The organism is Desulfoluna sp. CYM3A (assembly GCF_056829965.1).
This window is the reverse complement of the sequence record NZ_CP186556.1, coordinates 1,591,321-1,616,775: the sequence shown is the minus strand read 5'-3', so window position 1 is coordinate 1,616,775 and position 25,455 is coordinate 1,591,321. Positions and strand designations below refer to the sequence as shown.

At 58.6% G+C, this 25,455-nt stretch carries 25 protein-coding genes and 1 pseudogene; 2 read left to right on the top strand and 24 right to left on the bottom strand.

Annotation, left to right across the window (positions count from 1 at the left end):
• Window positions 1–69: 69 nt before the first annotated feature.
• The 19 genes from tssH to ACOYW1_RS08310 form a co-directional block, all read right to left on the bottom strand.
• A complete protein-coding gene (gene tssH, locus ACOYW1_RS08400) occupies window positions 70–2,244 on the bottom strand; it encodes a type VI secretion system ATPase TssH (RefSeq protein ID WP_482422436.1) in 2,175 nt (724 codons plus the stop codon).
• A 7-nt stretch (window positions 2,245–2,251) separates the two neighbouring features.
• Window positions 2,252–2,833, bottom strand: a complete 582-nt coding sequence (locus tag ACOYW1_RS08395) for a Clp protease N-terminal domain-containing protein (protein WP_482422435.1) — start codon at window positions 2,831–2,833, stop codon at window positions 2,252–2,254.
• Between the two features lie 29 nt (window positions 2,834–2,862).
• Window positions 2,863–3,615 carry a type VI secretion system baseplate subunit TssG gene (gene tssG, locus ACOYW1_RS08390; RefSeq protein WP_482423691.1) on the bottom strand — a complete coding sequence of 251 codons (753 nt, stop codon included), beginning with the start codon at window positions 3,613–3,615 and terminating at the stop codon, window positions 2,863–2,865.
• A 216-nt stretch (window positions 3,616–3,831) separates the two neighbouring features.
• On the bottom strand, window positions 3,832–5,556 hold the full coding sequence (gene tssF / locus ACOYW1_RS08385; RefSeq protein WP_482422434.1) for a type VI secretion system baseplate subunit TssF: 1,725 nt from the start codon (window positions 5,554–5,556) through the stop codon (window positions 3,832–3,834).
• Between the two features lie 443 nt (window positions 5,557–5,999).
• Window positions 6,000–6,413: a type VI secretion system baseplate subunit TssE gene (tssE, locus tag ACOYW1_RS08380; RefSeq protein WP_482416743.1), complete on the bottom strand. Its 414-nt coding sequence runs from the start codon at window positions 6,411–6,413 to the stop codon at window positions 6,000–6,002.
• A 14-nt stretch (window positions 6,414–6,427) separates the two neighbouring features.
• Window positions 6,428–6,913, bottom strand: a complete 486-nt coding sequence (locus tag ACOYW1_RS08375; RefSeq protein ID WP_482416744.1) for an Hcp family type VI secretion system effector — start codon at window positions 6,911–6,913, stop codon at window positions 6,428–6,430.
• Between the two features lie 25 nt (window positions 6,914–6,938).
• Window positions 6,939–8,426, bottom strand: coding sequence for a type VI secretion system contractile sheath large subunit (gene tssC, locus ACOYW1_RS08370; RefSeq protein ID WP_180140893.1), 1,488 nt, complete (start codon window positions 8,424–8,426; stop codon window positions 6,939–6,941).
• A gap of 31 nt (window positions 8,427–8,457) precedes the next feature.
• Window positions 8,458–8,946 (bottom strand): type VI secretion system contractile sheath small subunit, encoded by a 489-nt coding sequence (gene tssB, locus ACOYW1_RS08365; RefSeq protein ID WP_482416745.1) that lies wholly within the window; start codon window positions 8,944–8,946, stop codon window positions 8,458–8,460.
• A gap of 43 nt (window positions 8,947–8,989) precedes the next feature.
• Window positions 8,990–9,283: a hypothetical protein gene (locus ACOYW1_RS08360; protein WP_482422433.1), complete on the bottom strand. Its 294-nt coding sequence runs from the start codon at window positions 9,281–9,283 to the stop codon at window positions 8,990–8,992.
• Window positions 9,247–9,933 (bottom strand): type VI secretion system domain-containing protein, encoded by a 687-nt coding sequence (locus ACOYW1_RS08355; RefSeq protein ID WP_482422432.1) that lies wholly within the window; start codon window positions 9,931–9,933, stop codon window positions 9,247–9,249. The genes ACOYW1_RS08360 and ACOYW1_RS08355 overlap by 37 nt, the downstream gene beginning before the upstream one ends.
• A 22-nt stretch (window positions 9,934–9,955) precedes the next feature.
• A complete protein-coding gene (locus ACOYW1_RS08350) occupies window positions 9,956–10,549 on the bottom strand; it encodes a type VI secretion system ImpA family N-terminal domain-containing protein (RefSeq protein ID WP_482423690.1) in 594 nt (197 codons plus the stop codon).
• Window positions 10,549–10,803 (bottom strand): hypothetical protein, encoded by a 255-nt coding sequence (locus tag ACOYW1_RS08345; RefSeq protein ID WP_482422431.1) that lies wholly within the window; start codon window positions 10,801–10,803, stop codon window positions 10,549–10,551. Before ACOYW1_RS08345 ends, ACOYW1_RS08350 begins: the two co-directional genes overlap by 1 nt.
• A gap of 25 nt (window positions 10,804–10,828) precedes the next feature.
• On the bottom strand, window positions 10,829–14,167 hold the full coding sequence (locus ACOYW1_RS08340) for a type VI secretion protein IcmF/TssM N-terminal domain-containing protein (RefSeq protein ID WP_482422430.1): 3,339 nt from the start codon (window positions 14,165–14,167) through the stop codon (window positions 10,829–10,831).
• Complete coding sequence (locus ACOYW1_RS08335; RefSeq protein WP_482422429.1) at window positions 14,121–14,762, bottom strand: hypothetical protein; 642 nt, start codon at window positions 14,760–14,762, stop codon at window positions 14,121–14,123. The genes ACOYW1_RS08340 and ACOYW1_RS08335 overlap by 47 nt, the downstream gene beginning before the upstream one ends.
• The gene (locus ACOYW1_RS08330; protein ID WP_482423689.1) at window positions 14,763–15,365 is read right to left on the bottom strand and encodes a DotU family type IV/VI secretion system protein; all 603 of its coding nucleotides are present in this window, start codon (window positions 15,363–15,365) and stop codon (window positions 14,763–14,765) included.
• A 78-nt stretch (window positions 15,366–15,443) separates the two neighbouring features.
• Window positions 15,444–16,829, bottom strand: a complete 1,386-nt coding sequence (gene tssK, locus ACOYW1_RS08325; protein ID WP_482422428.1) for a type VI secretion system baseplate subunit TssK — start codon at window positions 16,827–16,829, stop codon at window positions 15,444–15,446.
• 2 nt (window positions 16,830–16,831) lie between these two features.
• Window positions 16,832–17,377: a type VI secretion system lipoprotein TssJ gene (gene tssJ / locus ACOYW1_RS08320; protein WP_180140884.1), complete on the bottom strand. Its 546-nt coding sequence runs from the start codon at window positions 17,375–17,377 to the stop codon at window positions 16,832–16,834.
• 1,139 nt (window positions 17,378–18,516) lie between these two features.
• Complete coding sequence (locus ACOYW1_RS08315; RefSeq protein WP_482416751.1) at window positions 18,517–18,810, bottom strand: TIGR03905 family TSCPD domain-containing protein; 294 nt, start codon at window positions 18,808–18,810, stop codon at window positions 18,517–18,519.
• A 186-nt stretch (window positions 18,811–18,996) separates the two neighbouring features.
• Window positions 18,997–20,478, bottom strand: coding sequence for an amidase (locus ACOYW1_RS08310; RefSeq protein ID WP_482422427.1), 1,482 nt, complete (start codon window positions 20,476–20,478; stop codon window positions 18,997–18,999).
• A 319-nt stretch (window positions 20,479–20,797) separates the two neighbouring features.
• Here ACOYW1_RS08310 and ACOYW1_RS08305 point away from each other — a divergent pair, with 319 nt between their 5' ends.
• Window positions 20,798–21,235 carry a hypothetical protein gene (locus tag ACOYW1_RS08305; protein ID WP_482422426.1) on the top strand — a complete coding sequence of 146 codons (438 nt, stop codon included), beginning with the start codon at window positions 20,798–20,800 and terminating at the stop codon, window positions 21,233–21,235.
• A gap of 64 nt (window positions 21,236–21,299) precedes the next feature.
• A complete protein-coding gene (locus tag ACOYW1_RS08300; protein ID WP_482422425.1) occupies window positions 21,300–22,007 on the top strand; it encodes an enoyl-CoA hydratase/isomerase family protein in 708 nt (235 codons plus the stop codon).
• Window positions 22,008–22,342: 335 nt separating this feature from the next.
• Here the strand turns inward: ACOYW1_RS08300 and ACOYW1_RS08295 are convergent, their stop codons facing one another.
• The 5 genes and pseudogenes from ACOYW1_RS08295 to ACOYW1_RS08275 all read right to left on the bottom strand — a co-directional run bounded on the left by ACOYW1_RS08295 (window position 22,343) and on the right by ACOYW1_RS08275 (window position 25,072).
• Window positions 22,343–23,656, bottom strand: coding sequence for an ASKHA domain-containing protein (locus ACOYW1_RS08295; RefSeq protein WP_482422424.1), 1,314 nt, complete (start codon window positions 23,654–23,656; stop codon window positions 22,343–22,345).
• Between the two features lie 61 nt (window positions 23,657–23,717).
• A pseudogene (locus ACOYW1_RS08290) lies at window positions 23,718–23,801 on the bottom strand (hypothetical protein); the annotation flags it as partial.
• A gap of 168 nt (window positions 23,802–23,969) precedes the next feature.
• A complete protein-coding gene (locus ACOYW1_RS08285) occupies window positions 23,970–24,569 on the bottom strand; it encodes a M23 family metallopeptidase (protein ID WP_482422423.1) in 600 nt (199 codons plus the stop codon).
• A gap of 13 nt (window positions 24,570–24,582) precedes the next feature.
• Window positions 24,583–24,777 (bottom strand): CooT family nickel-binding protein, encoded by a 195-nt coding sequence (locus tag ACOYW1_RS08280; RefSeq protein ID WP_180140876.1) that lies wholly within the window; start codon window positions 24,775–24,777, stop codon window positions 24,583–24,585.
• Window positions 24,778–24,868: 91 nt separating this feature from the next.
• Entirely contained in the window at window positions 24,869–25,072 is a 204-nt protein-coding gene (locus ACOYW1_RS08275; RefSeq protein ID WP_482416757.1) for a hypothetical protein, read from the bottom strand.
• Window positions 25,073–25,455 lie beyond the last annotated feature (383 nt).

Genomic DNA, 25,455 nt, shown 5'->3' with positions numbered 1-25,455 from the left:
CAGGGGATTTATTCCCTGGCCGCCGGAGGCACGCTTTTGAGCCCACTTTAACCATAGAAGGCACGCTTTTTAACCGACATTGAAGGCGCCCCCTGCATCAGTCTCCAGGGTCATTTCAGAGGGCAGTTCGCCTTCGCTCATGCGCTCCAGAAGTTCCCGGGAAATCAGGGGCAGCACCGTACCGTTCATGATGTGGTCGATATTGCGGGCACCGGTCTCCACCTCCACGCACCGGGCCGCGATCTGGTCAATGACGGAGGGCGCCACGGTCAGGGCGATGTCGTGGGTCTCCCTCAGGCGGTCCGCGACCTTGTTGAGCTTGATGCCCACCACCTCCTGCATCACATCCGCGGGCAGGGGCAAGAACGGGACGATGCTCATGCGGGCCAGAAGGGCCGGTTTGAAATGCTGGCTCAGGGTCGGCCGAATGGCGGCAATCAGCTCCTCGGTCCCAGGAAGGTCCCCGGACTCTACGGCGCCGGAGATGAGTTCCGAAGCCAGGTTGCTTGTCAAGAAAATCACGGTGTTGCTGAAGTTGATGAGGCGCCCCTCTCCGTCGGAGAGAGCCCCTTTGTCAAAGACCTGATAGAAGAGGTTCATCACTTCGTCATTGGCTTTTTCCGCTTCGTCCAAAAGCACCACGGAATAGGGTCTCTGGCGGACAGCTTCGGTGAGGATCCCCCCCTCTCCATAGCCCACGTACCCCGGAGGCGAGCCAATGAGACGGCTCACCGTGTGTTTTTCCTGGAACTCGCTCATGTTGACGGAGATGGTGGAACGCTCGCCCCCGAACAGCAGGTCGGCCACGGCCAGGCCCGTCTCGGTTTTGCCCACGCCGCTGGGCCCGGTGAGGAGAAACACGCCCAGGGGCTGCTCCGGGTCCCCCAGACCGGCCTTGGAGGCCTTGATCACCCGGGAGATGGCCTTGATGGCCTCATCCTGGCCCTTGATGCGAGCCTTTAAATCCTCTTCCATGTGGATGATGGTCCTGGCCTCGTCGTGCATCACCTTGCCTGCGGGAATACCGGTCCAGTCCGAGACCACCTCGGAGACGATGCCGGGATCCACCTCGGTGCGCACCAGGGGATCGGTGCCCTGGATATCGGCAAGCTCCGATGCCTTCGTGTCCAGGAGAGCCTGCAATTCCTCCACGGACAGGGCGACCTCGGGCTCATCCCCTGCGGTTTCTCCCTGGGCTGGGTCGACGGGCAAAGGCGAGGCGTCCATGGCTGCATCGGTCTGGTCTGTGACAGTCCCTTCCGGCTCAGCCCCTTCTGTCTCAAGCATTTCCATTTCGAGTACAGGTGTTCCCTGGGCCACTTGCGCATCCGGAGCCGTTACCCTCTCCCAGTATTGCGTCCTCAGATCGATGAGTTCCGCAGCCAGAGCCTGCTCCATGGCCCAGCGGGCCGTCAGCTCTGTGAGCCGGGTCTCCAGGGCTTCGATCTCTACCTCCACGATCGCAAGCCGTTCGGTATCCGGGTCAGACCCGTAGACTCCGTCCCGGCCCAGGGCCTCTTTTTCGCGCTGCGCGGCCTGGAGCGTTCGTTCGATATCCTCCACGGCCCCCGGCTTTGCCGTGAGCAGTACCTTGACCCGGGCTGCGCTTGTGTCGAGGAGGTCAATGGCCTTGTCCGGAAGATAGCGCCCTGAAATGTAGCGAGCGGAGAGCTCGGCCGCGGCCTTGACCGCATCGTCCCGGATCACCACCCCGTGGCTCTTTTCATAGTTGGCTTTGAGGCCCCTTAAGATCAGGGTGGCGGTCTCCTCCGACGGCTCATCCAGATACACCAGCTGAAACCGCCGGGCCAGGGCCGCGTCTTTTTCAAAGTATTTCTTGTACTCGGACCAGGTGGTGGCGGCCACGGTCCGCAGCTCCCCCCTTGCCAGTGCAGGTTTCAGCAGGTTGGCGGCATCGCTTCCCCCGGCGAAGCCCCCGGCCCCGATCATGGTGTGGGCCTCATCGATGAAGAGGATGATGGGGGTTTCAGAAGCCTTGACCTCCTCGATCACCTGCTTGAGGCGGTTTTCAAACTCCCCTTTGACACCGGCCCCGGCCTGGAGGAGCCCCATGTCCAGCCCCATGAGGGTGACGTTTTTCAGAAAATCAGGCACATCCCCTTCCACGATGCGCAGGGCCAGCCCTTCGACAATGGCGGTCTTGCCCACACCGGCCTCCCCCACCACGATGGGGTTGTTTTTCCGCCTTCGGGCAAAGATGTCCACCACCTGTCGAATCTCCACATCGCTGTCAAGACCGCGATCGACTTTCCGGCCGGGCCTCGCGGAAGTCTCCAGACTCTGCCAGAGCACCGCCCTTGGGGGTGTCAACGGCATCGGAAGGCGTGCCTTTCCCAGCCTCTACCGAGCCTTTGGTTAATGAGGCAAACTCCTTGGCAAGCTCTTCACGGTTGATCCCGAGGAGCAGATCCCCGATCTCCACGGTGGAAAACTGCGTGGGCCGATTTAAAAAGGCGAGCAGGAGCACCCCTGAGCGAATCCGGGGCTCGCCCATCTCCACCGAACCGATGAGCTGGGCCTCCTGGAACCAGTCCATCAACCGGGGAGAAAACACCGGCTTGGCTCCGTTTCCCGTGGAAAATTCCTCCAAGGTTTGGTCCAGATTCCTTCGCAATTCCTCTACCCCCACCCCGCTTTGCGTCAGAATCCGGGAAATATCGGACAAAGGCTCGTCCAGGAGCTGCCACAAAAGGTGCTCCACCGTCACCTCGTAATGGGTTCGGGACACACACACGCCCGCAGCAGCCTCAAGGGCCTTCCTGCAGCATGGGTTCAGCCGGTTCAGCAAGGACTTCATGTCAACGGTGATCATTATCTATTCCCATGGTTGCCATTGAATCGTTACGGGTAAAACCGGGTGACAAGCTCCCCGGCACTCTCCCCTGAAAACAGCCAGGTATCCAGGCCCAGGCTGGCCCACCGCGTATGCCCGGGGCGGGTGGTCTCTTTTTTCGCGTCGTCTTTCATCACCACATCCAGGACAAAGGTCACCGGGGAGGAGAGGTAGAACCGGGTGAGGTCCACCACCAACCGGTAGCCGTCCGTTCCAGGGAGAAACCCTCGGTATGCCTCTTCCGAAATGGGCCCGATACGAATAAGAATGGCCCCCGTGCCGTCCTCAAACTCCGTCCCCAGGTAGCTCGTCTCTCCCAGGATATTACCGGAGAGCCCCAGTACACATTGCTGGTCCGCACCGATGGGCACCTTCTGTTTCAGGGCCTGGACCACCTTCACCGGAAGCCCGCCCAGGGCATCGGTGAGGAGGGTCTTCAATCCCGAAGCCGACCTGTTCTTCTGGGAAAGGAGCCCGCTGTAGCGCACCAGCCCCCAGGGCGTATCCAACCCGGCCCTCAGGGCTTTGCGTCCCAGGCCGGAGAGACTGAAAAACCGGTCTGCGTAAGGGACATCGTCCTCTTCCATCACCTTCATCATGGCCTGGGACCTGGCCCACCCGTCGTAGAGCAGCTCGTAGAGGCGCTGGTTGATGATGTCCAGAAAATCCCGCGCCGCGTCGTGGTCCCACTCCCGCCCCTCAAGGAGGTCTTCGGTGTAAAAAACCGGCAGGGGCGATCCGGTGCCGTAAAGCCCTAAAATATTAGCCTGCTCAGAGCTATCTGACCTGCGGAGGTCTCTTCGTCGCCCTCATCCCCGGCCCGGCAAAGAAAAGGGAGAGGCTGGGCCTGACCCGAAAGACATCCACGGGCCGTGGCCCGTTGATTCGGTCGCCCCCCTCTTCGGCGGTGAGGTTTTTCAAGTGTCGCACGGCCTGGAAAAACGAGAACGAACGCCCCCGGGAGAGGAGCGCCGCCCTTATCCCAGGGCCTCCTCCCCCATTCGTTCCTGCCATGTAAAGACCTCCCCGGTCCCGACTTCGGTGACCACGAGCTGTGTGAATGTATTCAAGGCCGCAGAGAGCCCCAGAAACCGGTCCAGGACCGTAGAAAACAGGTACAGGTCCCCCATGCCGGCAAAATGATCCCTTCGCATGGCCACCCGAAACACGACCCCGCTGACCATCACCCCCCGAAACAGGCGACGGGTGTTCTCGGTCTCCAGCCCCACGATGCCCTCGATGCGTTTTTCGCTTGCCGCAAACACCCGCCTTCCGCCGTGGCCGTCCAGCAAAAACAGGCCCAGCATGGCTTTGAAGTTCTCAAGGCGGCTCAGGCAGAACTGGTTGAGGTTCATCATGGAGATAAGCGGCCACAGAGCGTTGGTCCCCAGGGGAGGCAACACAGCAGAGGTGGGCTTTCGAAGGTTACGAAACGCAACCCCTTCGGGCGACCTGGTGGTTGCCACACTGATGTCCCCTGCCAGGAGTTGCTCCGGGAGAAAACCGTTGGTGCAGAGCACGTCAAAGGAGAGGGACTTGAACTCCGGCATCTCCCTGCCACCGGGGGTGGCGATGGAGATGCTCACGTCCATGGCCTGCCTCACCGGAGAGGTGGTGAGAATTTCGCTGTAGACCACGTCCGTCTCGTCGATGGCCAGGCTGTGAAAGGGCTTCATGGGACGCACCTCGCCACTGCCCGCCATGTACGCAGACACCCCCACAAGGGAGTACACCTGATAGTGGGAAAGATCCGGGGCTGTGGGCCTTACGCGGTATTCGTTTTTTTCAGCCCTGAGGAGCACCGGGTCCGCATCGTGGGAGAACACATTGACCGCCGGGGCCACCGAGAGCATAAACCGGGAGGCGTCCACCCGCAGGGGAACCTCCGGGGCCGCCTCCAGCTCGAACCAGATATCCACCTCTCCGTCGTCCTTGGGCGCCCTCCAATCCGAGAGCCCCGTCAACTCAACAAAAAGAAATTTTTCAGGAAGCACAAAGAACTCTTGAAGAAGGCGGTACCCGTCAAAGGAGGTGGACGGCCAGGGAATCAGGGACTCCCCCTCGGAAAATCCCTTTGGCCTCAAGCTCTCGGGCCCAAGGACAACCCCATCAGGCAGGGAGCCGTCACCCACCACCACCCGTCGCAAACCGGTGAGCAGCAGGCAGTAAAGGTCCGATGCCTCGGCGTACCCTCCGCCGATATAAAACCGCAGGCTGTCGGCTTTCCAGTCATCGCGCCCCGTGGCGGAAAGGGTCACCCGGATACCTGCCGTGCCGTCCGCCGTCTCCTCATACCCCGCCCGAACCACGCTCACCGGAGGCAACACCACATCGGTGCAGGTGCGAAAACGGCAGGCGGTGCCGTCCACGGCCACGGAGTCCACTTCCGCACCGGAGGGAACCGAGGCCACCGCATCCGTCCCTTCCCCGGGTGAAAAGACCATCATGGTGGTGGCCGGAATGGGTCGAAGGTAATGGGGCCATACCTGACGGATGACATTGTGGATAATCTCCGGGAACTCATCGTCGATCTTCTGCCGAATGGACCCGGTGAGAAAGGCGACCCCCTCCAGGAGGCGATCCACATCCGGGTCTGCCGACGGCTCGCCCAGCATGGGGGCAATGGCCGGGTTTTCCCGGGCAAAGGCCGTCCCGATCTCCTTCAGGTGACTCAGCTCATTTTGAAAATAGTAATTAAACAAAAAAATTCCTCATCTCATGAAAATAACCTAAGGCACATCCTCACCATTCACGTGTCTCAATATCCCTTGAATACGCTTTTCACCGATGCCGCCATAATACCCGGCGAAGCGAGATAAAACGGCTTATACGCGGCATGTTACCTGTCTCCCCGTCTGCCCCGGCTTTCAAATGTACCCGGAAAGGCAGGTCGTCAAACGTTCACTCGTTGCGTAAACCATCTATCAACGTAAGCAAGTGATGGTTCACCCTTGATTTCCTCCCCTGTTTCAGGGTAATTATTCTTGGTGGAGAGCCTGCCACCGACATCGGCGGCAGGCTCGGTTCAGTCTGTCCCCGGGACTGTGTTCGCCGCTTCGTTCGGATGCACCGCCTGGAGCCGGGTGATTGCGGTCACCCCACCCCTTGGCGCACCCGCGGCGTCGACAGGCCCGGGAGGCAGACCTCACGTCCGAACGGTCATCTTTCCGTAGGTATCCACCGAACTTTCCAGGATAATATCCTGATCCCCTTCTCCCATATTCAACCGAGCGTCGATCCGAAAAAAAAGGCGCAGTGTCCGGTCATCCTGGAACACAAAGTTGACGTCCACCTGGGAAAGCCGTGGTTCATAGGTTTCGATGGTTCGTGAGATGGTCTTTTCCATGTCCTGAACGGAGTCGGGATAGGTGACCTTCAAATCCGACAGGTCGGGCAAACCGAACTGGCCGTCCATGAGCGTCGTGCCAACCCTTGAGTTAAGCAAAAGCTGGAGATGCTTCACCACGGATTTTACCCGTGTTCCGACATGGTCCCTCGCACGCTCTCCGGGAGCGTCCTGCCATTGCCGAAGGCGTTCAAGAAGTCTCAAATCACTCACATCGCCCCCTCACGTTAGACCGGAATCTTCCATGAATCTTCGGACTCGATCCCATCCACTTCCCAGGTCCACTTGATCTTGGAGTAGGTGAACTTGAGTTCTTCCATGTGACGGAAGGGCTCGTTCTCCGCAAGGAAGGCCATGGGCATGTAGGGCTTCATCTCTACGATGATGGCGTCTTCCAGAACGATGGAGAAGTAATGCTCCTCGGCCCCGGTGGGATCGATGCGAAACTTCTTGAGGATAACGTTGGACAACTGCTCTCCGGTGCAAAGGGCCTGATACAGCTTGGGAGACGACTTGTCGATCTCCTTGACCACGGTCAGGGGACCATGGATACGTTTGCCGCTCGGGAGCCCGGACTGGGGATCCCTTGGAATATGCACTTTGTGATCAAAGGCATAGACCAGCATCGTGTTCTCGCGACCTTCCATATCGCAAGAGCCGTCAATCTTCCCTTGCGTATTTCCGGTCACTTCCATGTGCGATGTCATTGGCATAAGCATTTCCTCCGTTGTTTAAGGATTATTCTTTGTCCAGTTTGCCAACCAGGGACAAAGTAAATGATGCGCCCATGTACTTGAAATGAGGGCACACCTTCAAACCGACCTTGTACCATCCGGGCTCACCCGGAACGTCATCGACGGTGATCTCGGCCTTTCGCAAGGGGCGCCTGCTTCGAACGCCGGGAAGGGGGTTGTCCATGTCTACCACGTACTGCCGGATCCAGTCGTTGAGTTCACGCTGCAGATCCACGCGCTCCTTCCAGACCCCGATGTTCTCCCGCTGGATCACCTTCAGGTAGTGGGCCAGCCTGTTGATCACCAGCATGTAGGGCAGCTGGGTCCCCAGGCGGAAATTGGTCTCGGAGGCTTTGCCTTCGGCGGTGTTGGGAAATTTCTTGGCCTTCTGGATGGAGTTGGCGGAAAAAAACGCGGCGTTGTCGCTGCCTTTTCTCATGGAGAGGCCGATGAAGCCCTCTTCTGCCAGCTCGAACTCCCGTCGTTCGGAGAGCAGCACTTCGGTGGGAATCTTGTTCTGAATGGCCCCCATGTCTTCGAAGTAGTGAAGGGGAAGGTCTTCCACGGCGCCGCCCCCTTTGGGGCCGATGATGTTCGTGCACCAGCGGTATCGGGCAAAGCTTTCGGAAAACTTGGTGGCAAAGGCAAAGGCGACGTTCCCCCAGAGATAACTCTCGTTATCCAGGGAGACATCCTCTTCGTAATCAAAAGATTTCACCGGCTCGGTGTCCTTGCCGTAGGGAAGCCTCAGAAGGAACCGGGGCATCACCAATCCGATGTAACGGGCATCCTCAGACTCCCGAAGGGACTTCCACCGTGCGTACTGGGGGCCTTCGAACAGGGAGCGGAGGTCCTTGATCTGGGAGAGTCCTGCAAAGGAATCCAAACCGAACATGGAGGGTGCCACAGCTCCGATAAAGGGAGCATGGGCCATGGCGGCCACGCTGCCGAGGTAGCCCAGCAGCTTGATGTCCCGGGCCGAGGACCCGAACTCGTAGTTGCCGATCATGGTGGCGTAAGGCTCGCCACCGAACTGCCCGTACTCCTCGGTGTAGACCCTTTTGTAAAGCCCGGACTTGATCACCTCCGGCGAGTCCTCGAAGTCGTCGAGGAGCTCTTCTTTGGTCACGTTGAGGATCTCAAGTTTGTTGTTCTCCCGGAAGTCCGTCCGGTCCACGAGGAACTTCAGGGATCGCCAGAGGGACTCCACCTTCTGGAACGCCTCGTGATGAATGATCTCATCGAGTTGGAGGCTGATCTGGCGGTCCAGCTCCGCGATCATGTCGTCCACCACCGATTTGGTCACCTTCTCGATGCCTGCGTCGGGGGAGGCAATTTTCGCAATAAGCGCATGGAGCCCCTGCATGGTCAGGGCGTAGGCATCGTCCTCGGGCTTGATATGGGTGGACTCGATGATATCGTCCAGAAGGGACGCTCCCTCCAGGGTGGCCTCCGCCTCAGGGGTTTCTACAGATTCCCGTACCTCACTCATGATGATCCTCCTTTAAACATGCGTGCAAAACTTACTCTTCATTGAGTCCGAGTTCTTTCAGGAGCTTCTCGCGCTGGGTCTCATCGCTGATGAGTTCCTGGATGGTGTTGCGAAACTCCGGAATGTTGCTCAAGGGCCCTTTAAGGGCCTGGAGCGCTTCCCGCAGCTTCATGAGCTTCTGAAGCTCCGGCACCTTCTGGGCCACGGCTTCCGGGCCGAAGTCCTTCATGTTCTTGAAATCAAGGCTGACGCTCATCTCCGCGTCCGGGTCCTCCGAGAGCTTGTTGGGAACGCTCAGATCCACCGACACGTTCTGGGCACCCAGCACCTCGTTGAAATTATCCTTGTCGATGGCGATGGAATCCCGGTCTTCGATGCGTTTTTCCCGACCCGATTCGGAAAAATGCCCCAGCACCAGCTGCTTCATGGGCAGCTCCACCGCTTCTTCTGCGTCGCCCACCGAGGTCTTGTAGACGATGTTCACGCGCTCTTTGGGTGCAACGGATGCGTCTTTTGCCATGTCCTACCCCCATTTCCTGTTTAATTAAGGTATTGTTTTGAAGTTATTTTCGCTTGCTCTGCAGGTTCATCGCGTCCACCGTGCTGATCTCCGCGATCATGGACAGGATCTCAGCGGCCCGCGCCGCGTGTTCTTTTCCGGGAAGTTTTTTCATGACGGTGTAGATCACCTTCAGCCCGGCCAGGGCGTGTAACGGGTCCCACTGAATGAGCCCGGATCCCGTGATGTCCGCACAGGCCCGCTCCAAAAGCAGCCGCGCGACTGCCCATCTTTTCTGGCGGTGCTCTGCCAGAAGGCGAATCAGTCCCAGGCGAAACGCCAGGGCTGCCAACCACACGACCGAAGGTGCCGATCCAGCCCCTCCACAGCCTCCTGGAGCTTGCCCTCCTCCCTCGCCAAGACCCGGGCGCGCTGGATCTCATCCGTCACCGTGTCCCCGCCGTCGGCGCCCTCTTTCCGGCATTCATCGTCGGCCTCATGCTGCCCGTCCAGAAAGCCCTGGAGCCCGGCCATCCAGGCCAGGGCCTCGTCCGAGGCAAAGGGCGTGCCGTCGGAAAACCGGAGCCCCTCGATGCCGTCCAGGCGCCGGAGCAGCAGCAGGGTCTCGCGACACACCATGTCGTGGGCCCGCTCATACCGCTTTCCAAGGTGCGACAGGGCGTCGGCGGAAAAGTAGTTCAACGTCAGCAAAAAGGTGTGCTGGGGGTTGTAAAGCTGGCTCTCCGACCTGGAAACCAGCTCCTCCCAAGCCTCCTCATCCTTGAGCTTTTCCAGGTGCTCCGTCACCTGGCGCTTGGGGGGCGGAATCCTCGTAACGCCCCCGTCGGCAGGGGGCAGATCCTTGATGGGCTCCCAGAGGGCAAACCGCAACCAGCGATAGGACTGCGGGCTCTGCATCTCCCCTTCACGAACCATTTTGGAGGCCTGCTTGACCGTCTTGAACAGGGGGGCCATGCTCCGCAGGAGGTTTCCCGCGTCCAGGGTCACCTCTTCGGTGGTAAGTGACGATTCAACTACGGGTTTGGTTGCTTCGGAGGCGCCGCCTCGGGCTCCCGTGGACTTCCTGGGCCGGAGCCACACGCTCCACGGTTGCCGCCAGGGGACCGAAGGTCAGATCAAAATCCGTGTGGTCGTCCAAAAGTCGATCGATCCTGTCCAGGTTCCCCCGGACCCGGCCCACGGCTTCAGCGTCCGCAGTCCCCTTCATGGGACCGGCAAGGGCCTCGTCGGTCTTTTCCATCCACCACTGAACAGCCGAAAGCCTGCCGCCCATACGCCGCATCGGCGGATACATGGACTCCCAGAAGGTCTCCAAAAGGTCCGCGTACACCCCTGTTGCGACCCCAAGGCCCGGCCACCCCTCAAGGTGGACAAGGGCCGCGCACAGATAACTTGCCACCAGAAGATCCTTGGAGTCCTCGGCAAGGATCCCGGTGGCCAGCTTTGACACGGTCTCCCAGGAGAAGCTGTCCCGGGAGGTGGGAGAGCTGAGCTTGTCGATCTCTTCCTGAAGCGCTTCGAACCGCTCCTCATACCGAACGTCTTCACCGGCGGGGGCAGCCTCGCTGATGGGCTCTTTGCCGAGCAGGGCAATCTCTTCCATCACGACGGCTCCTTAGAAGAACCCCACAGGGTATGAAAATCTTCCAGCATCAGGGGGCGCTTCAGGCACATCAGGTAACGATCCGCCTCCGTCCCCCCGATGAAGACCATGGCCGGTTCCAGGGGCGAGCGTTTTTTAAGAAGCCGAAGCAGTTTGGCGGCAGGTGCCAGTGCCTCTTTCATCTCACAAACATCCAGGGGCACGAGAAAATGGTCCTTTCGCGCAAGCCCCTCGATGTTGTTCATCTTGTCCATAAATCCCGACGTTCTCTGATGTCCCTCATGCAATATCAACGTATCCTTTTCCGTTTCCCGCTTCCGGTGAAGCTTGTCCCAACGCGGCTCGGGGCAACCCGACCGCCGCCACCTCTTGCGCCTCCAGCTTGTTGATTGTTGTGGACTGTCGGTCTCCAGGGCCTCCAGGCTTCCACGTTCCCGAGGAGGATAGGGGTAAAAGGTCCCAATGGCGGTTCCTCTCGGCCACGGCCCCGGCCCCCACAATCATCAGAGGATATCGCCTCCCGTGGTTGTCCCGGCTCTCTTTGATCATGCCGCAGACAAGCTCCCCGTTGGGCCCCAAGGCCCAGAACCGCCATGCCACGGCAAGGCCCGGGGCGACCTTGGGGGCCACCCCCTCGTAGCCCGTCTCCATCCATCCGGAGAACCCTTTGAGCAGGGGCGTCGCCTTGCCCAGGCACAGGTAGTCGCCGGCGCTGGGATGTTTGCCGGCGAGATACCAGCTCCATTTCTGTCTCCAGATCAGTCCAACCACGCGACAATAACCTCCGGGGGCTTTCCCGCCACATTGTTCATCATCCGGAGGATGGGCTTGGTTCACTTGGGACTCGACCCGGATATAGCGGACGCCTTTTCGTTTCAGGGATGCGCGCTCTTCGGGAAAATCCCGGATTCGAAACTCGTGGCGACCGTTGGAAAAATCCTTGATGAACTTTGCAAAGGCCCAGCCGCCGGTGTATTTTTTCTCAAGGACCAGATCGCCGACCCCGATGGTGAGGGTCACGGCCCCGCCCTCTTTGGGCGACCAGTTGAACACCTCCTGGGCCCTGTAATTCCGGTTGGTCAGCACCTGGGTCTTGTCCACGCTCTCCAGTTCCAGGGTGGTGATGTGGGGCTGGATGGTGGCCTCGGGGTTGATGTCCGTGGGAAGCCCTTCGATGGTGACTTTGAAAACGGCCTTCTCGGATTTCACCGAGTAGCTGCCGCGGGTCACATAGGTAAACAGGGAGTCGGTAAAGGGTATGCTCCGCCCCGCAACCTCTTTGGCGTAGTACCCTTTTTTGCTCTTCTTCCCGATGAACGGCTTGGCGGGCCCTGCGACAAAGCGCTTGACGGCCCCGCCTTTTCCGAAAAGCAATCCGCTGATGCTCTTCTTATTGTAGACCCCCTGGATCTCCGAGAGCACCGTCTCATCCCACACGTCCTGAAGGTATCGGCCGGCGGTATTGCAGGTGTCGGCCCAGAGGTAATCGAAGGGCCCGCGAAGGAGGGTACGGAACAGGGCCCGGGGTGTTCGGTGGGTCTCCATGACAATTTTCAGGGACTCTTCTCCATGGATGGCCGTGCGCACGGCCGAGCCACCGGAGACCGGGTCTTCGGTAAAGGCGGTCCCTGCCAGGGCAAAGGCACCGGCCGGGGACAGGGCTGCCGTGGACATGCCGGAGAGCCCCTCGGCATAGCGATTGAAAGCGTCGGCCCCGGCGGCTATGGCCTCGGGTACCTGGTCCTCCTTGCCCACCGGACCGGCGACCTTCTTGATCCGGTAGAGGAACCTCGCCCCCTTGCCGGGGACCCTCACATTGGGTGCCCCCTTTTTTTTCTGCGTGGATAACAAAGCATGCTGCCGAATGGCCTCGAACTCAAAGATCGGCTCCATCCACAAGGGGGACTCCTCAACCTCGGACTGAAAAAAGGAAAGCTCCAGGGCCATCTCGCTTAACAGCGAAAAGTAGGGGTTGTCCTGGGTGCCCATCCTCACCAGGGTGGAGATGCTCTCCTCCTTTCCTGTCACGGTCTCCTGCCCCTTGGGAAAATAGGTGGCAAAACGGTGCCACGCCTGGGCATAGGCCTCGTGATACCACGCCAGGAAGGTCGACTTTTTCTGGGCGATATCCAGGGGACTCTCCAGGGCCTGCTCCAACTCCGTGATCATCCCGAACACCTGCTCCCGCCCCTTGAGGGTAAAGGCAGGCCCCACAAAGGGCTCATCGGAAAGGCGATGGCTTCCCTCCCAGAACTCGGCCAGGGTCAGGGAAGGAATCCCCCCCAAGCCGTTGCACCAGGTCACGACCCACGAAAGGGAGAGGTCCTCGTTTTTCATGCCGTAGGAGAGCCAGGAAGCCAGCATGGCCTTTTCCCCGGCCAGCATTTTCGGACTTGCCCAGGTGAGGTAGTCCAGATATTGGGCCGACACCGCCTCCAGGACAGACGGGTTGTCCCAGCGCCCCTCGGGAATCAGAAGGCTCCTGAAATCAGGCTGGGGCAAAGCATTCAACGATTCCGGGGCCGCCCCACGGCTCCTTGCGGCAATGAGGTTGATGCGGCGGATATAGTGGGGAAACACGCCTGCCAGCTCTTCCTCTGAGGTGTCCAAGGAGAAATTCACCACGGCATCGCCCATCTTGGTGTCGTAAAACGCCAGGAAAACCCCCTGGAACCGATCGCAGAACCGAGCCTTGAGGTCCCGCTCCAGGGCGGTGCAATGATCCAGCCCGAAATCGGGGAGCAGACGGCTCTCGTTTTTCTCTTCCACGCTGCGAATAAGCAGCCGGAGCCGCTCCAGGGTGTCGACATCCTCGGCCAGCTCACCCCGCAGAGAGGGGACCATGGCGTACTCTCGCTGCACCTCTCTGACCATGGAAAGGTTCAGGGAGAACGAGTAACTCAAAAGCACGCCCAAGGTCAGGCTGGCCAGGGCCAGACAGGAGAAGGCCATGACCTTGAGGCGCCTTTTGCCTTCAAGGAGGCGCCGTGTGGGTACATGGATGTTCCGATCCGTCGGAAGGATTTTGGAGAAGAGGTCGTGGAGGAAATAGCTGGTGTCCGTTGCATCCTGTTCCCCGTCGGAAGCCCTCCCCTCAAGCATGCGAGCCGCCTCGGGGAACTTGGAAAAAGGACGGCCGGACTGCCGGGCGCTGGAGAAAAAGAGCCCCCTCAAAAACGGAGCTTCCTGATAGACGTTGCCACTGAAGGCGGCGTCCGCAAAGGTCTTGAGTCGGCTTTCGATGCCCTGGAACTCCTCAGGGAAAAAAAGGACCCGGGCCTGGGCACTCTCCGCCCCCAGCGAACGCGCCACCTGCAGACGGTAGTTTCGAAGTTTTTTCGTCACCTGGGCAAAGGACGAAGAGAGATAAAACGCAGCATCGCACTGCATGTCGCCGTTGATGGACCCGAAAACCTGCTCGTACACGGCGTCGGGAAGCTGCTCGCAAAACTCCGTCATGCCCTGGATCAGATCGCACTTGGTCACCAGCAGATAGATGGGGAACCGCGCCCCGATCATCTTCATCAGCTCATTGATGCGATCCCGGATCTTGCGCCCTTCTTCCTCGATTTCATCCCGGGTTCCCGTCAACAGTGTTTTGGCTGATACCGTAACCACAAGCCCGTTCAGGGCTCTTCCGATACCTGGCCAGCTGCTTGAGAAAAGAGTGCCACTCCCGCTTGTCCTGGGACTCGTCCTGGTGGGTGGCGTAGCGCCCTGCCGTATCCAGGACGATGGCCTCGTTGAAAAACCACCACTCGCAGTTGCGCGTCCCGGAAACCCCGGAAACGCGGGGTGGCTGCGCGAGGTTGGTCACAAGGCCGGAGTTTTCGATGGCCGTGGACTTGCCCGTGCCCGATTCCCCCATGACCATGTACCAGGGCAGGACATACAAGGGGTCCCCCTTCACACGGAGGTGGGATTTCTTAAGTTCGGCAACGGACATCTTCCACTGCTTGCGCTGCTCGCTTGCGATGGCCTTGTCTTCGGCGGATGCGCCCTTGGCCACCAGCCCGTTGACGAATTTACGCTCCCGGTAACGGCTCCAGAGAAACCGCATCAGAAAAAAAAGCAGGAGCAGTCCCAGGGCCCCCGCAGACACAGCCGCCCCCGCCCATACGGAATACCCAAGCAATATGGCCACCACGGGTGGCACCAGGATAAGTGTCATCAACAGGCAGAGAATCAGAACCGCTTTCAGAAATGTTCGCATTTATCGCACCAGTCCTGTCAGAACTTCGCTGTTTAAAATAAACCCATAGACCACGAACAATATGCCGCACAGCACCGCAGGGGACAGCACAAGCAGGAAGCTCAGCATCGACGAACCGCTTTTGACCCGGGGCTCCATCCCCACGGGCATCTCCCCCTTGTACGGCGCCGGAAACCATTTTTCCCGACCGTCGGAGGTCAACCGCTCGTCATCGTTCACCAGCCGCCTGCAAAGCCCTGCCTTCAGGTCCTCCAGGGTCTGCTCGTCCTCTTCCATGCCGTATCGTCCGCGAAACCCCGCCATGAGGCAGAGATAGAACACCTCAAATACCTCCCGCCGGGAAGGGTCTGTCTCCTTGAGCCGGGTAAAGAACTCGGCACCGCCCTGGGCGGTTTTAAAATGAATCCGCTGCAGGGACTCCTTCTGCCACTGGGCCTTCCCGCTCCAGCCCGACTGCATGACACGGTCATCCACCCAGCAGAACACGGCGAACCGGGCCCCCTCAAAATCCTCTTCGGAAAATTCGCTGCGTGCCGGATGGCGCCCACACGCATCCACATGCACCATGATGGATGCGCGAAGCTCTTCGTAGGGCGTCTGTATGCTGTCGCTCCCGGCCTTGGGGGCAGGGCATAGGCCACACAGGCCATCAACGGGATAAAACAGTCGCTCAGATGCATGCTATTTCCTCCTGACAATCATGATCTCCACCTTCATATCCGAAGCAAGCCCTTCCCAGTAAAGGGAGATGTGCTTTTCACGTTCCACGCGATGCCAGCGATCGTCCTGGCTGTCGATGCGAAAGTAGGACGAGTTGCCGCGTCGCGGGAGTTCCTGTGGGGGAGAAGCGAGATGCTCCAGGCCAATGCCCGGCAGGGAGCGCTCCACAAACGCGGGTACCGATGCCTTGGACCCCAGCTTGACCCCGATCTTGACCGCTTCGAGGATATGGTCCTGCTCCTCGGGCCCCGTCACCACGAGGTAGTACTGGCTGTTGGCCTCCAGGTGGGGAGGCAGCAGCACGGCATTGAGGTAAGGGTCTTCCCGCTGGAACTCGATAATGTACTCGGGACCGGAGGTGATCTCATCCAGCAGGGCGGAAAGGATCATCCCGGCCTGGGAGTAGCAGTGCCACAGGTTGTCGTGGTCGTAAGCCGGAAGCCCCGCCCCCCCCTCTTCACTCTGTCCCAGGACATTGATGCGCTCAGAAAAAGAGGAGAGCTCTCCGATGGCCTGTCTCAGCACCACGTACAGGTCCCACGGGTGGGCCTCTTTGTGTTCGATGAGGTGTGCAATTTTGGGGATATAGCGATTGAGGGTTCTCAGGGCCAGGAGGAACACCATGTCCCGGGAGCCGAACTCCGCGTTGTGGACGCCCCGCTTCTTCTTGTAACTCTCCAGCTCGTGCCCTTTGTAAGACAGCTGGTCGTAGACATCCTGGACCAGGCCCCAGAGCACCCTGGACCCGCTCAAGGCGTAAACAGGGGGAATAAACCGGGTGGACAGCACGATGTCGTCGCCGTTTCTCTCCAGCATGGCGATGGGAATCAACTCGTAGCCCCCCAGCTGGTCCAGCTCGGAGTGGAAAAAAACCTTGAGCAGCAGGGTCAGGGTTTTCAGCTGGGCAGGCGGGCCGTCCTGGTGCAGGTCCCTCACATTTTCGGGTTCCTCCCGGGCCAGGTAGCGGGTGGTGACCTCCGCGGGAAGCACGCCGGGCCCCAGGGTGGTGACGTTGCCCTGGTACCGGTTCATCTTGCGGACGCCCACATACACCGTCAGGGGCTTGCCGCCGTCCACCCAGGACTCCTGGAACCGCCTGGGCTCCATGAGGGCGTTTTCCCCGATGACGGCGTAGGTACCATCCCGGAACCAGAATGCTCCGGCGTCGATGTGGATGGACGAGCCCGCCACGGCGGAACTTCGGATGGAAACATTGCCCACCCCTGTGAGATGGGGTTGGATATGCCGGTTGTAGGGCGTCAACGCGGATTCGTGATAGCTGTGATTCAATTGCAGGTGCTGCGGCTGGAGAAAAAGCCCCTGGTGCCAGAAAAGTGGTTTTTCCATGCCTATTCTTCCTCTGCCTCTGCGCCGACGTCGACAATCTGATCGGGGCCCAGCACGAAATCCGCCTGCAACTTCCCTGGAACCAGTTTCTTGTTAAAGCTGAGCGCACTCTCTCGCTCAATAAACACGGGGATCTCAAGCAACCGAACCATGCGCTCCTGGGTCAACATGCCGTATCCCGCCACAATCCCCAGGTATCGCGTTCCTTCCGCGCGCTCCATCCGATGGGTCACGTCACTCCCCGGGTAGATATAGATACTCTTTACGGAGGTCACGCTCTCGTCGTACACCTTGCACTCCAACAACTTGGCGAGCCCGTCTTCATCCTGGCAGAGCTGGTTGAAGGAGTTGGGGTCGTTGAGCTGGTAGAGGACAACGTACAGGGTGTAGGCTTTCCCATGCCGTTGGTTGAGCTGGTTGTCTGCTTCGAAGTGAAGGACGATGCCTTCTTGTTCAAGTTTCCACTCCGGTGGTGATACGGGAGAAAATCCGCACCCGCATACGGACCAGGCCAAAAGGGACAGCACGACAAAAAAAGTCTTTTTCACTTCCTAACTCCTTAACCAGATAGGGTTCACACATCAAAAAAAGGCAGGGATATCCCAGGGTATCGCAACTCGGCCTGTCGCGGTTCATCGCAGGCTCGTCTCTCGTGTGGCGAGGCTGCCGGGGACACCACGGAGGCAAGGCCCGGGAACCGGTCGGGTCGGCCGAAACAATCGATTGTCTGTTTATCTTTTCAGGCCAGGCCCCTTAATAAAGACCGGGGTAATTCGCTGCGTGGCCTTGAAATGCATGACTGGAGGGTACGAATGGTCATGGGTCATCCGGAGGCACCATGGCTCCCCGTCGAAGCCCATCACCGTGGGCTCCGCCTGTCAGCCGGAAGTGCATCACCGGAAGTGTGAAGGAAGAAAGCGGCATCAAAGGCATCAGTCAGCTCAAGGGCAATGGGGAGGCGTCCTCGGTGTTCCCTTTGCCGGACCGCACAAAACAAGCGCCAAGCTTTTGAGATCTTACGAACGGTGCCGACCGCCGCCTCTTTGGTGATGGCGACACTCATCTGTCGCCAATAGTGGGTGCTTCTGCCCCATCATGTCGGTGCATGTCTATTTCAAGCATACACTTCACCTTAGCCGTTACTTCAGTTATATTTTTAAGTAAAAACTGTTTTAATTTTACTATATTTTAAAATCATATCGCACAGAGATTAACTCTTCATCGTGTGTGAATAATTTTCATATGACACTTTACATCATTATTCAACAAATAATTACTCTCAAAGTAGAATAAAATAAAACCCAATCATACATCACGTCATTCACAGTCTCAAAACCAGACACATCAATCTCCGACATTCCAGGGCATTACATACATACGCAGTCAATCACAGGAGGATCGCAAACGCCCACACGCCCGTCAAACAGCAGCCGCATGGAAAGTATTTGGCATATTGCCACTGCAACTCGACCCATAGATAAAAAACACTCAAAACGCAGGACACATCGCCTTTATTAATGGCTCATGCGAAAAAAAACTCTAGAACATAGATCGCAGCGATCGAAAGCAGTTCGATAATATCAAATCCATATCGCCATAAACGAAAACAGGCCATGATCTCACCAGATCATGGCCTGTTCGTAAAACACCTGTTGTTTCGTATCCAAAAACCTTATGAAGGCGACCGTCAGCTCGCCACGATCTTCAGGAAGGCCGACAGACTGTCCGCCTCAAGCCTTCCCGCTTTCCACTCTTCAAGGGCCAGGGCAAGCTGATCCGGGCACGAGGTGGCCTTTTTCCCGCAGGTAATCCCCTTCAGACGGGCAATCACCTCATCCACGGACATGCCTTCCACAAGGCGCCCGATCCCCAGGAGATTTCCAGGGCACCCTCCGGTAAACACGAGATTTTCAATGGCGTTGTTCTTGATATCAAAATCTATTTTTTTGGCGCAGACGCCCGAGGGCACGTACGTGTACATGATACATCCATCTCCGATTTTTTTTCCGGAACGCAGATCAAGCCCATGGGGCTTAGCGTTCCTTATAAAGCCACAAACAATGAAAAACGAAAATGACCATACACCGCTCCGCGTCCCATGAAAAGCCCGTTACGCACGGGCAGGCGTTTTTTTGCATCACAGCACACGTCACCGACGCAGACCCCGTCAGTCCAGAGCGTGGTATCGGTCTGCCCAGGGAAAAGCCCGCTCAAGCTGCCCGGCCAGCTTGAACAAGGTCACCTCATCGCACATCCGCCCGGTAAAGAGCATGCCCAGGGGCAGCCCTCTCTCGGTCCAGTGCAGGGGAACGGAAACGCTGGGAAGACCGGAAATATTTCCAAGAACCGTAAAAGCCATACGACTCAACGTGGGTCCGGCAAAATGCTTCACAAGCCCCAGCTTCATGAGCAGACGCCCCGTTTTGACGGGACTGCCCATTTTCAACAGAAGGTCCTCAAATTTTGTGGGCGGCAGCACCCCGAGGGGGTCGGGAGGACCGATGAGGGTGGGAGTGAGAAACAGGTCGTGCCGTGTGAGGAACCGCCCCATGGCAAGTTGCACCTCGTGCCACCCTTTTTTTGCCATCACCAGATCGCAGGCGGAAAAAGACCGACCGATCATGGCCATGTTGAGGGTGGAAGGCTCCAGGGCTGCGACAGCCTTTTTCCCATACTCTTTTCCGGTAAAGGCCACCTCCGCTGCCACATGGGCACAGACCACCATAAAAAAGTCACGCCACAACGCGTCGGTGTTGATGGGGGGATCGGCCTCTTCCACCCGGTGGCCGAGGCCTTCCAGATGCTTGACGGTGGATTCCAGACCCCGCAGCGCCTCCGGGTGCAGGGTGGCGTCGGTCAGGGGGCGGCTGGAAAAGGCAATGTTCAGCGGCCCCGGATCGACCTGGCAGGCGTCAAGGTAGGTTTCATGCCCACGGGCAACCCGGTAGGGGGCTCCCACCTCCGGTCCGGCCGTGGCATCAAGCATGGCAGCACTGTCCCGAACGCTTCGGGTGATGACATGCCCTGCCACGGCACCATCCCAGGCCTCGCCCGATTCCGGCCCCAGGGGATTCAGGCCCCGGGAGGGCTTCAGGCCGAAGACACCGCAACAAGCCGAGGGAAACCGGATGGACCCACCGCCATCGTTGGCCGACGCCATGGGCACAATCCCTGCGGCCACCGCAGCTGCCGACCCGCCGGACGACCCCCCGGTACTGATGCCCCGTTTCCATGGATTGTGAGCAGGCCCTGAGGACTTGGGCTCCGTGGTGATGGTGAGGCCGAACTCCGGGGTGTTGGTCTTTCCGAAGGGCACCACCCCGGCGGCCATGAACCGATTGACCAGCTCACTGTTCTCCCCGGGGACGGCACGGATTCCCCGGCTTCCCTTGCACAAGGGCTCTCCTTCATAATTGTCCATGAGATCCTTGAAAAGAAAAGGCACGCCCGTAAAGGGGCCGTCGGGCAGGGTCCCCGCTGCCTGGGCCCTGGCCCGCTCACAAAAGGTGTGAACGATGGCGTTCAGCTCCGGGTTTATCCGCTCCGCCCTTGAAATGGCACTTTCCAGAAGTTCGCGGGGGTGGACGTCACCTTTCCGTACAAGCTCCGCAAGGCCCAGGCCATCGTATCGGGTGTATTCGTTCAACATGGGGCAACTCCAGTCTCGGGGTTATGATGGTCTTGCGCCCGAACCAACAGGAAAAAACGGTTCTGCTGTCGGAAATCGGACCGTGGTGGCCGAATTGTAAGTCAAGCCATCGAATAAACTTGATTTACTACATAAACTATGATCTTATCAAGTAATACTCGTCCATAGGATGGGTACCGGCCATATTCAGATCGATACATCAGCGTTCCTCCGAGCCTCGGCAACATGCTGATTGTATGAAACAAACAGATCACCATCAGTCATACCCCAACCGCATCCCCGTTTTTTCACCCGGGGACAAAACAGATGAGACCCCCCCATGACATCACGACTCAATCTACCCGGACTCGCATGCTTCCTCCTGGCGGCTTTGGTGTTCTTGCCCTCCCCGTCCATGGCATCGGACGAGGCCGCCATGAAAATGCCGGTGGAAGGCACCTGTGACGCCGCCTATGTTCTCCTTGAAGGTGTGTGCGTCTCCCAAAGCGCCCTGCAGACCGACCCCGTCACCCTGCTGGAGAAGATCAACGCCTTCAAGAAAAACGCCGACGACCCTAGCGCCTCAGTACCGATTTCGGCCACAACCGACGACAACCCCACATGCGCGCGGTACAAAAAAATGATCGACGATTACCTGAAACAGGGCGTCATGACCTACAACCCGGAAACGGGAAAGATGGAAAGCATGAGGGGAGAGGCCGCAGAAGAGGCCATACGCGAGGCCCGAGAGTATGTAGACACCTTCTGCAATGATTGACGATGATGAGGTGCAAAAAATGATTCCAGTCCTTACAACCCCTGGTCAACCATCGGAGGCAGCCATGTTTGAAAACCGCAGCGGCGACACACCGATTTTTTCATGTTACCGATCAGGCGCCATTGTGCTGTTGCAACTGAAGAACGACCTGGTGAACACCATCAGCGAGATTGACATCAAAGAGCTGATGTTCGACTACTTCAAACGCTTTACATCCGACGCGTCGGTAAAAGTGATTATCCTCATGGGTGCCAAGGGGAAAAAAGGAAGAGATGAATACATCGATTTCTACCGGAAGGTAGCCTGCGGCAGCATGAGTTACGACAAGCTGGAGCGCCTCTACTGCGCCCTGAATCAATTTATCCTCAAGCTTGCCACCGTCAACAAATACGTCATCCACGCCGATCGCGGCCAGATCGACACCATCTTTCTCAGCATGGCCCTGGCATGCGACTACCGCATCCTCGCCACGGGAAGTGTCTACCAGAACCCCTACCACAACATCGGACTGGTCCCCAAAGGGGGCCTCGCCTATTTCCTCCCCCGCATGATCGGATCCGCCGCAGCCTCGAAGTTTCTCTTGAGAAAAGACGACATCACCGCCAAGGAGGCCCTGGGCATCAAAATCGTGGATCGCATTGTTCCCCCCGATCGCCTGGAACAGGAAACGGTGAACATGGCACGGTCCATTGCCGAGGTCCCGGCCGAAACTCTCTTTGGTGTGAAAAAGCTCCTGAATCTCTCCCAGGAAGACCTGCAACAGGGTCCTTGAGGTGGAGAGCATCGAACTGCGCCGCATTGTCCGCTCCGACGCTTTCAAGCAAGAACTTTCCGGGGCGTTGGACCGGTTTGGGTTGAGGTATTGAAGGGGCTAAGGGCTAAGGGCTAAGGGCTAAGGGCTAAGGGCTAAGGGCTAAGGGCTAAGGGCTAAGGGAGCATACCCTTACAGGCACGATATGCACAGTGCTTTCAGGGCTCGAACAAAAAAATACCGCCGGGCTTTAACCACAAGGGTTAAGGCCCGGCGGTAACCAACATTCGAGGTCTTTTCCATAGCGTCACGTTGCTCCCAGCTGGCCGCCAGAGGCATGCTTTGGACGCCCCCCCTTATGTCTTCGTCACCGTGGGAAAAAGATCGGGGTCGGTGTGGGGGATGAACTTGGCCCCGCTGAAACGAATCATGAAATCCTGGTCGACGTTGAGTTCCACGTAGGTGATCCGGTCCCTTATGGCATCGGCCTCGTCCATGTAGCGATCCCCGTAGAGCATCAGGGTCGCCCCCTCCAGGGAGCTGTTCCCGATCTTTTCATACCGGTTGCGATCAAGGTCCGGGATCATGCCGATGGAGATGGCGGATTCGGGATCGATGTAGGCCCCGAAGGTCCCGGCCACATAGATTTTTTCCAGATCTCCGAACCCCACCCCCACCTTCATGACAATGGTCTCCAGGATGGTGTACATGGCCGCCTTGGAGCGGATCAGGCTGTCCAGGCTGGCCTGGGAAACGGTGATGGCGCTGCCGGTTCCCGACATATCCTCCGCCACAACAATGAGGGCGGGCAGGCCGTGTTCCATGGTGTACCGATCCTTGCAGGCGGACTCCACGAGCTTTCCCTTGGCATCGATCATGCCCGTTAAAAAAAGGACGGCCGCCAGATCGATAAACCCCGACCCGCACACCCCCAACGGCGGCAGGTCGCCGATGGTGCCCACGGTAAAATCGTCGCCCTTCCTGCGCACCCGATCGATGACCCCGTCCCCGGCGGTCATACCCATGGAAGAGACCCCCCCCTCAAGGGCAGGACCGGCAGCCCCGGCACACCCCACCAGCCAGTCCCGGTTGCCCAGAACCACTTCGGCGTTGGTCCCCACATCCACAAGGAGCGAGGTCTCCTTTTGCCGGTGAATACCGGAAAAAAGGATCCCGGAGATCAAATCGCCCCCAAAATAGCTGCCGATGTTGGGGAAGAAAAAGACGCGCCCCTCCGGGTTGGTATGCTTCAGGAACAGAGACGCCCTGTGGGTCCCCGGGGTGTTGGTCACCGGAATGTAGGGTTCGCGGATGATATGCTCTGCAGGGAGCCCCATAAACAGATGAGTCATGGCGGTGTTCCCCGAAACCGCCACGATGTAAACCTCCTGCACCGAGACCCCAGCCTGGAGACAGAGGGTCTCCAAACCGTCGTCCACGCCCCTGCATACCAGGGTTTTCAACTCTTCGGCCCCTTCGTCCGTGGCCGCATGGTGAATCCGGGTCAGGATATCGCTGCCCAGGCTGACCTGGGGATTGTCCATCACCGTCTCGGAGAGCGTTTCCCGGCTCTCCAGATCCACAAGGCGCATGACGATGCGGGTGGTTCCCAGGTCCACGGCCACACCCAGGGCCCGGGTCTCTCCCCGGGGGCTCAGACGTCCAGGCAACCAGAAGTCGCCCGCCCCCCTGAAACAGAACGCACCTCGCGGAAAAGTCCCATTTCCTCAACAGGCGACTCACCCGTTGAAAAAGAGAAAAGTCCACCGCCGGGCGATTGCCCGTGACGGAGAGCGCTCGAAGCAACCGGTCCATATCCGCGCTGTTATCTGAAAGGGAAGGCATGGAAAGTCGAACCGGCCTCACCCACCCCAACCCATGGTCGTGTCGTGTCATCTGGTCAACCCCGGTTAAATGGTTTTCGTCCCCATGGGACGTCTCTCATCGGTGTGGTGAATCAACGTCGTCATAAAGCAAAAAGACTTATCCCGACGCCCAAAAGGAGGCGTCCCCCGCCTCCCGGCACAGGAGGAGATCCGCCCCCAGCAAAGGCGCCGGATCGTGGAAACACACCGCCCCTTCTGCTCCCATGGTGGCCCAGCGCAGGGCCTTACGGGAAAGCCCGTCCGAAAAAGTCATCAGTGAAAAATGGAGATGGCAGGCAATACGAAGATGCCGCCGTAAAGGATCTGCCAGCGCGGCGAGGGGCTCTCCCCGCCCAAGCATATCGCCCCGGGCCAGGCCCTTTCTCGGGGTCACATGGGCATAAGCGGTAAAAAAAGGGCCTTTGGGCCCCTCGTGGCGTACAAAAAGGGAGGTCCCGATAAAATCGTCGTCGGAGACCTCCCAGACTTCTCCGTCAAAGGCTGCCGGGACACAAGCCCCCGGGCCCAGGGTCCGGGGCTCTCCACCTTCGGAATAGTAACGGCACAGGTCCACCCCTTCATGGGGAAAGGGCCGCGCTTTACCGCTGCCCCACCAGCTCTTCCGCGTCCCGAAGAGCATCGCCTCATGGGCGGCAAACCGAACCTGCCCCAGGCCGTTGGCTCCGGCAAGGCCCTTGAGGTAACGGCACGGGGGCATGCACGCAACCTGCTCAGGAAGCATGCGTAAAGACGATGCGATGGGCCATGAGGTTGATATCCGCAAGGACCCCCTTGACCTCTTTGACCTCACCCAGGAGGCCGCGGAGCACGTACACCCCGTTATCGGCCGGCGTGATGGCGGCCACGTTCTCCATGACCAGCTCTTCCTGATCACCGTGCTTCAGGTACACATTGGATTCGCACATGGTATTGCTCCTTTCAGGTATGTTCAATGGGCAGGGCCGAAAAGACGGGCTGAAACGCAACAAAGGCCGTTTTTTTTAAAGCCTCCGGGATTTACCGCGCAACGCTCCCCGACCCTCCGTAACGCTCCAGCTCCCAGATGATGCACTGGGTCCGGAACTTGCAATAAAGCTTCGGGTCCGCACAGGTAGCACACTCATCGCAAAGATAGCGACCGTACTTGCTGCAGTAATAGCGCCCTTCCCGCTCAGGGTGGCGGGCACACCGTCTCTCGTCGTGATCCGCGGTTGCACTCATGACGTCACTCTACCCCAAGGACTGTGTGATTTCAAGAAAATGAGCCCGAAATCCCAAGTTGTCGATGCCCCCGTCCACACCGGACGATAGCATCGAACCGGAATGAACTCATCAATATAGTTTTACCTTTCAAGGAATAATCATTCAAAAAATATTTGACTTCCTCATGTTATTACATTACTGTTTGTAGCAAAGAACATGATTCACATTCTTCCAATGCATCTCACCTCGAACACCTCCTGAGCAGAGTTTGACGCACCTCTTCTTCAAACGGCCGCTCGACGCCCCGGGTAATGCAACACACCCACACCATACCAACGCACACGGCCCATGACCCAGGTGGTTCTTTCGCCTGATTTCAGGAATACCAACCCACGCTGGCC

Bases quoted from the DNA above. Each gene is read 5' to 3' on its own strand.
- ACOYW1_RS08395 (WP_482422435.1), bottom strand. From the start codon at position 2,833: ATGATCACCGTTGACATGAAGTCCTTGCTGAACCGGCTGAACCCATGC.
- ACOYW1_RS08375 (WP_482416744.1), bottom strand. From the start codon at position 6,913: ATGCCAATGACATCGCACATGGAAGTGACCGGAAATACGCAAGGGAAG.
- tssC (WP_180140893.1), bottom strand. From the start codon at position 8,426: ATGAGTGAGGTACGGGAATCTGTAGAAACCCCTGAGGCGGAGGCCACC.
- tssB (WP_482416745.1), bottom strand. From the start codon at position 8,946: ATGGCAAAAGACGCATCCGTTGCACCCAAAGAGCGCGTGAACATCGTC.
- ACOYW1_RS08350 (WP_482423690.1), bottom strand. From the start codon at position 10,549: ATGGAAGAGATTGCCCTGCTCGGCAAAGAGCCCATCAGCGAGGCTGCC.
- ACOYW1_RS08345 (WP_482422431.1), bottom strand. From the start codon at position 10,803: ATGGACAAGATGAACAACATCGAGGGGCTTGCGCGAAAGGACCATTTT.
- ACOYW1_RS08335 (WP_482422429.1), bottom strand. From the start codon at position 14,762: ATGCGAACATTTCTGAAAGCGGTTCTGATTCTCTGCCTGTTGATGACA.
- tssK (WP_482422428.1), bottom strand. From the start codon at position 16,829: ATGGAAAAACCACTTTTCTGGCACCAGGGGCTTTTTCTCCAGCCGCAG.
- ACOYW1_RS08315 (WP_482416751.1), bottom strand. From the start codon at position 18,810: ATGTACACGTACGTGCCCTCGGGCGTCTGCGCCAAAAAAATAGATTTT.
- ACOYW1_RS08310 (WP_482422427.1), bottom strand. From the start codon at position 20,478: ATGTTGAACGAATACACCCGATACGATGGCCTGGGCCTTGCGGAGCTT.
- ACOYW1_RS08305 (WP_482422426.1), top strand. From the start codon at position 20,798: ATGACATCACGACTCAATCTACCCGGACTCGCATGCTTCCTCCTGGCG.
- ACOYW1_RS08300 (WP_482422425.1), top strand. From the start codon at position 21,300: ATGTTTGAAAACCGCAGCGGCGACACACCGATTTTTTCATGTTACCGA.
- ACOYW1_RS08285 (WP_482422423.1), bottom strand. From the start codon at position 24,569: ATGCCCCCGTGCCGTTACCTCAAGGGCCTTGCCGGAGCCAACGGCCTG.
- ACOYW1_RS08280 (WP_180140876.1), bottom strand. From the start codon at position 24,777: ATGTGCGAATCCAATGTGTACCTGAAGCACGGTGATCAGGAAGAGCTG.
- ACOYW1_RS08275 (WP_482416757.1), bottom strand. From the start codon at position 25,072: ATGAGTGCAACCGCGGATCACGACGAGAGACGGTGTGCCCGCCACCCT.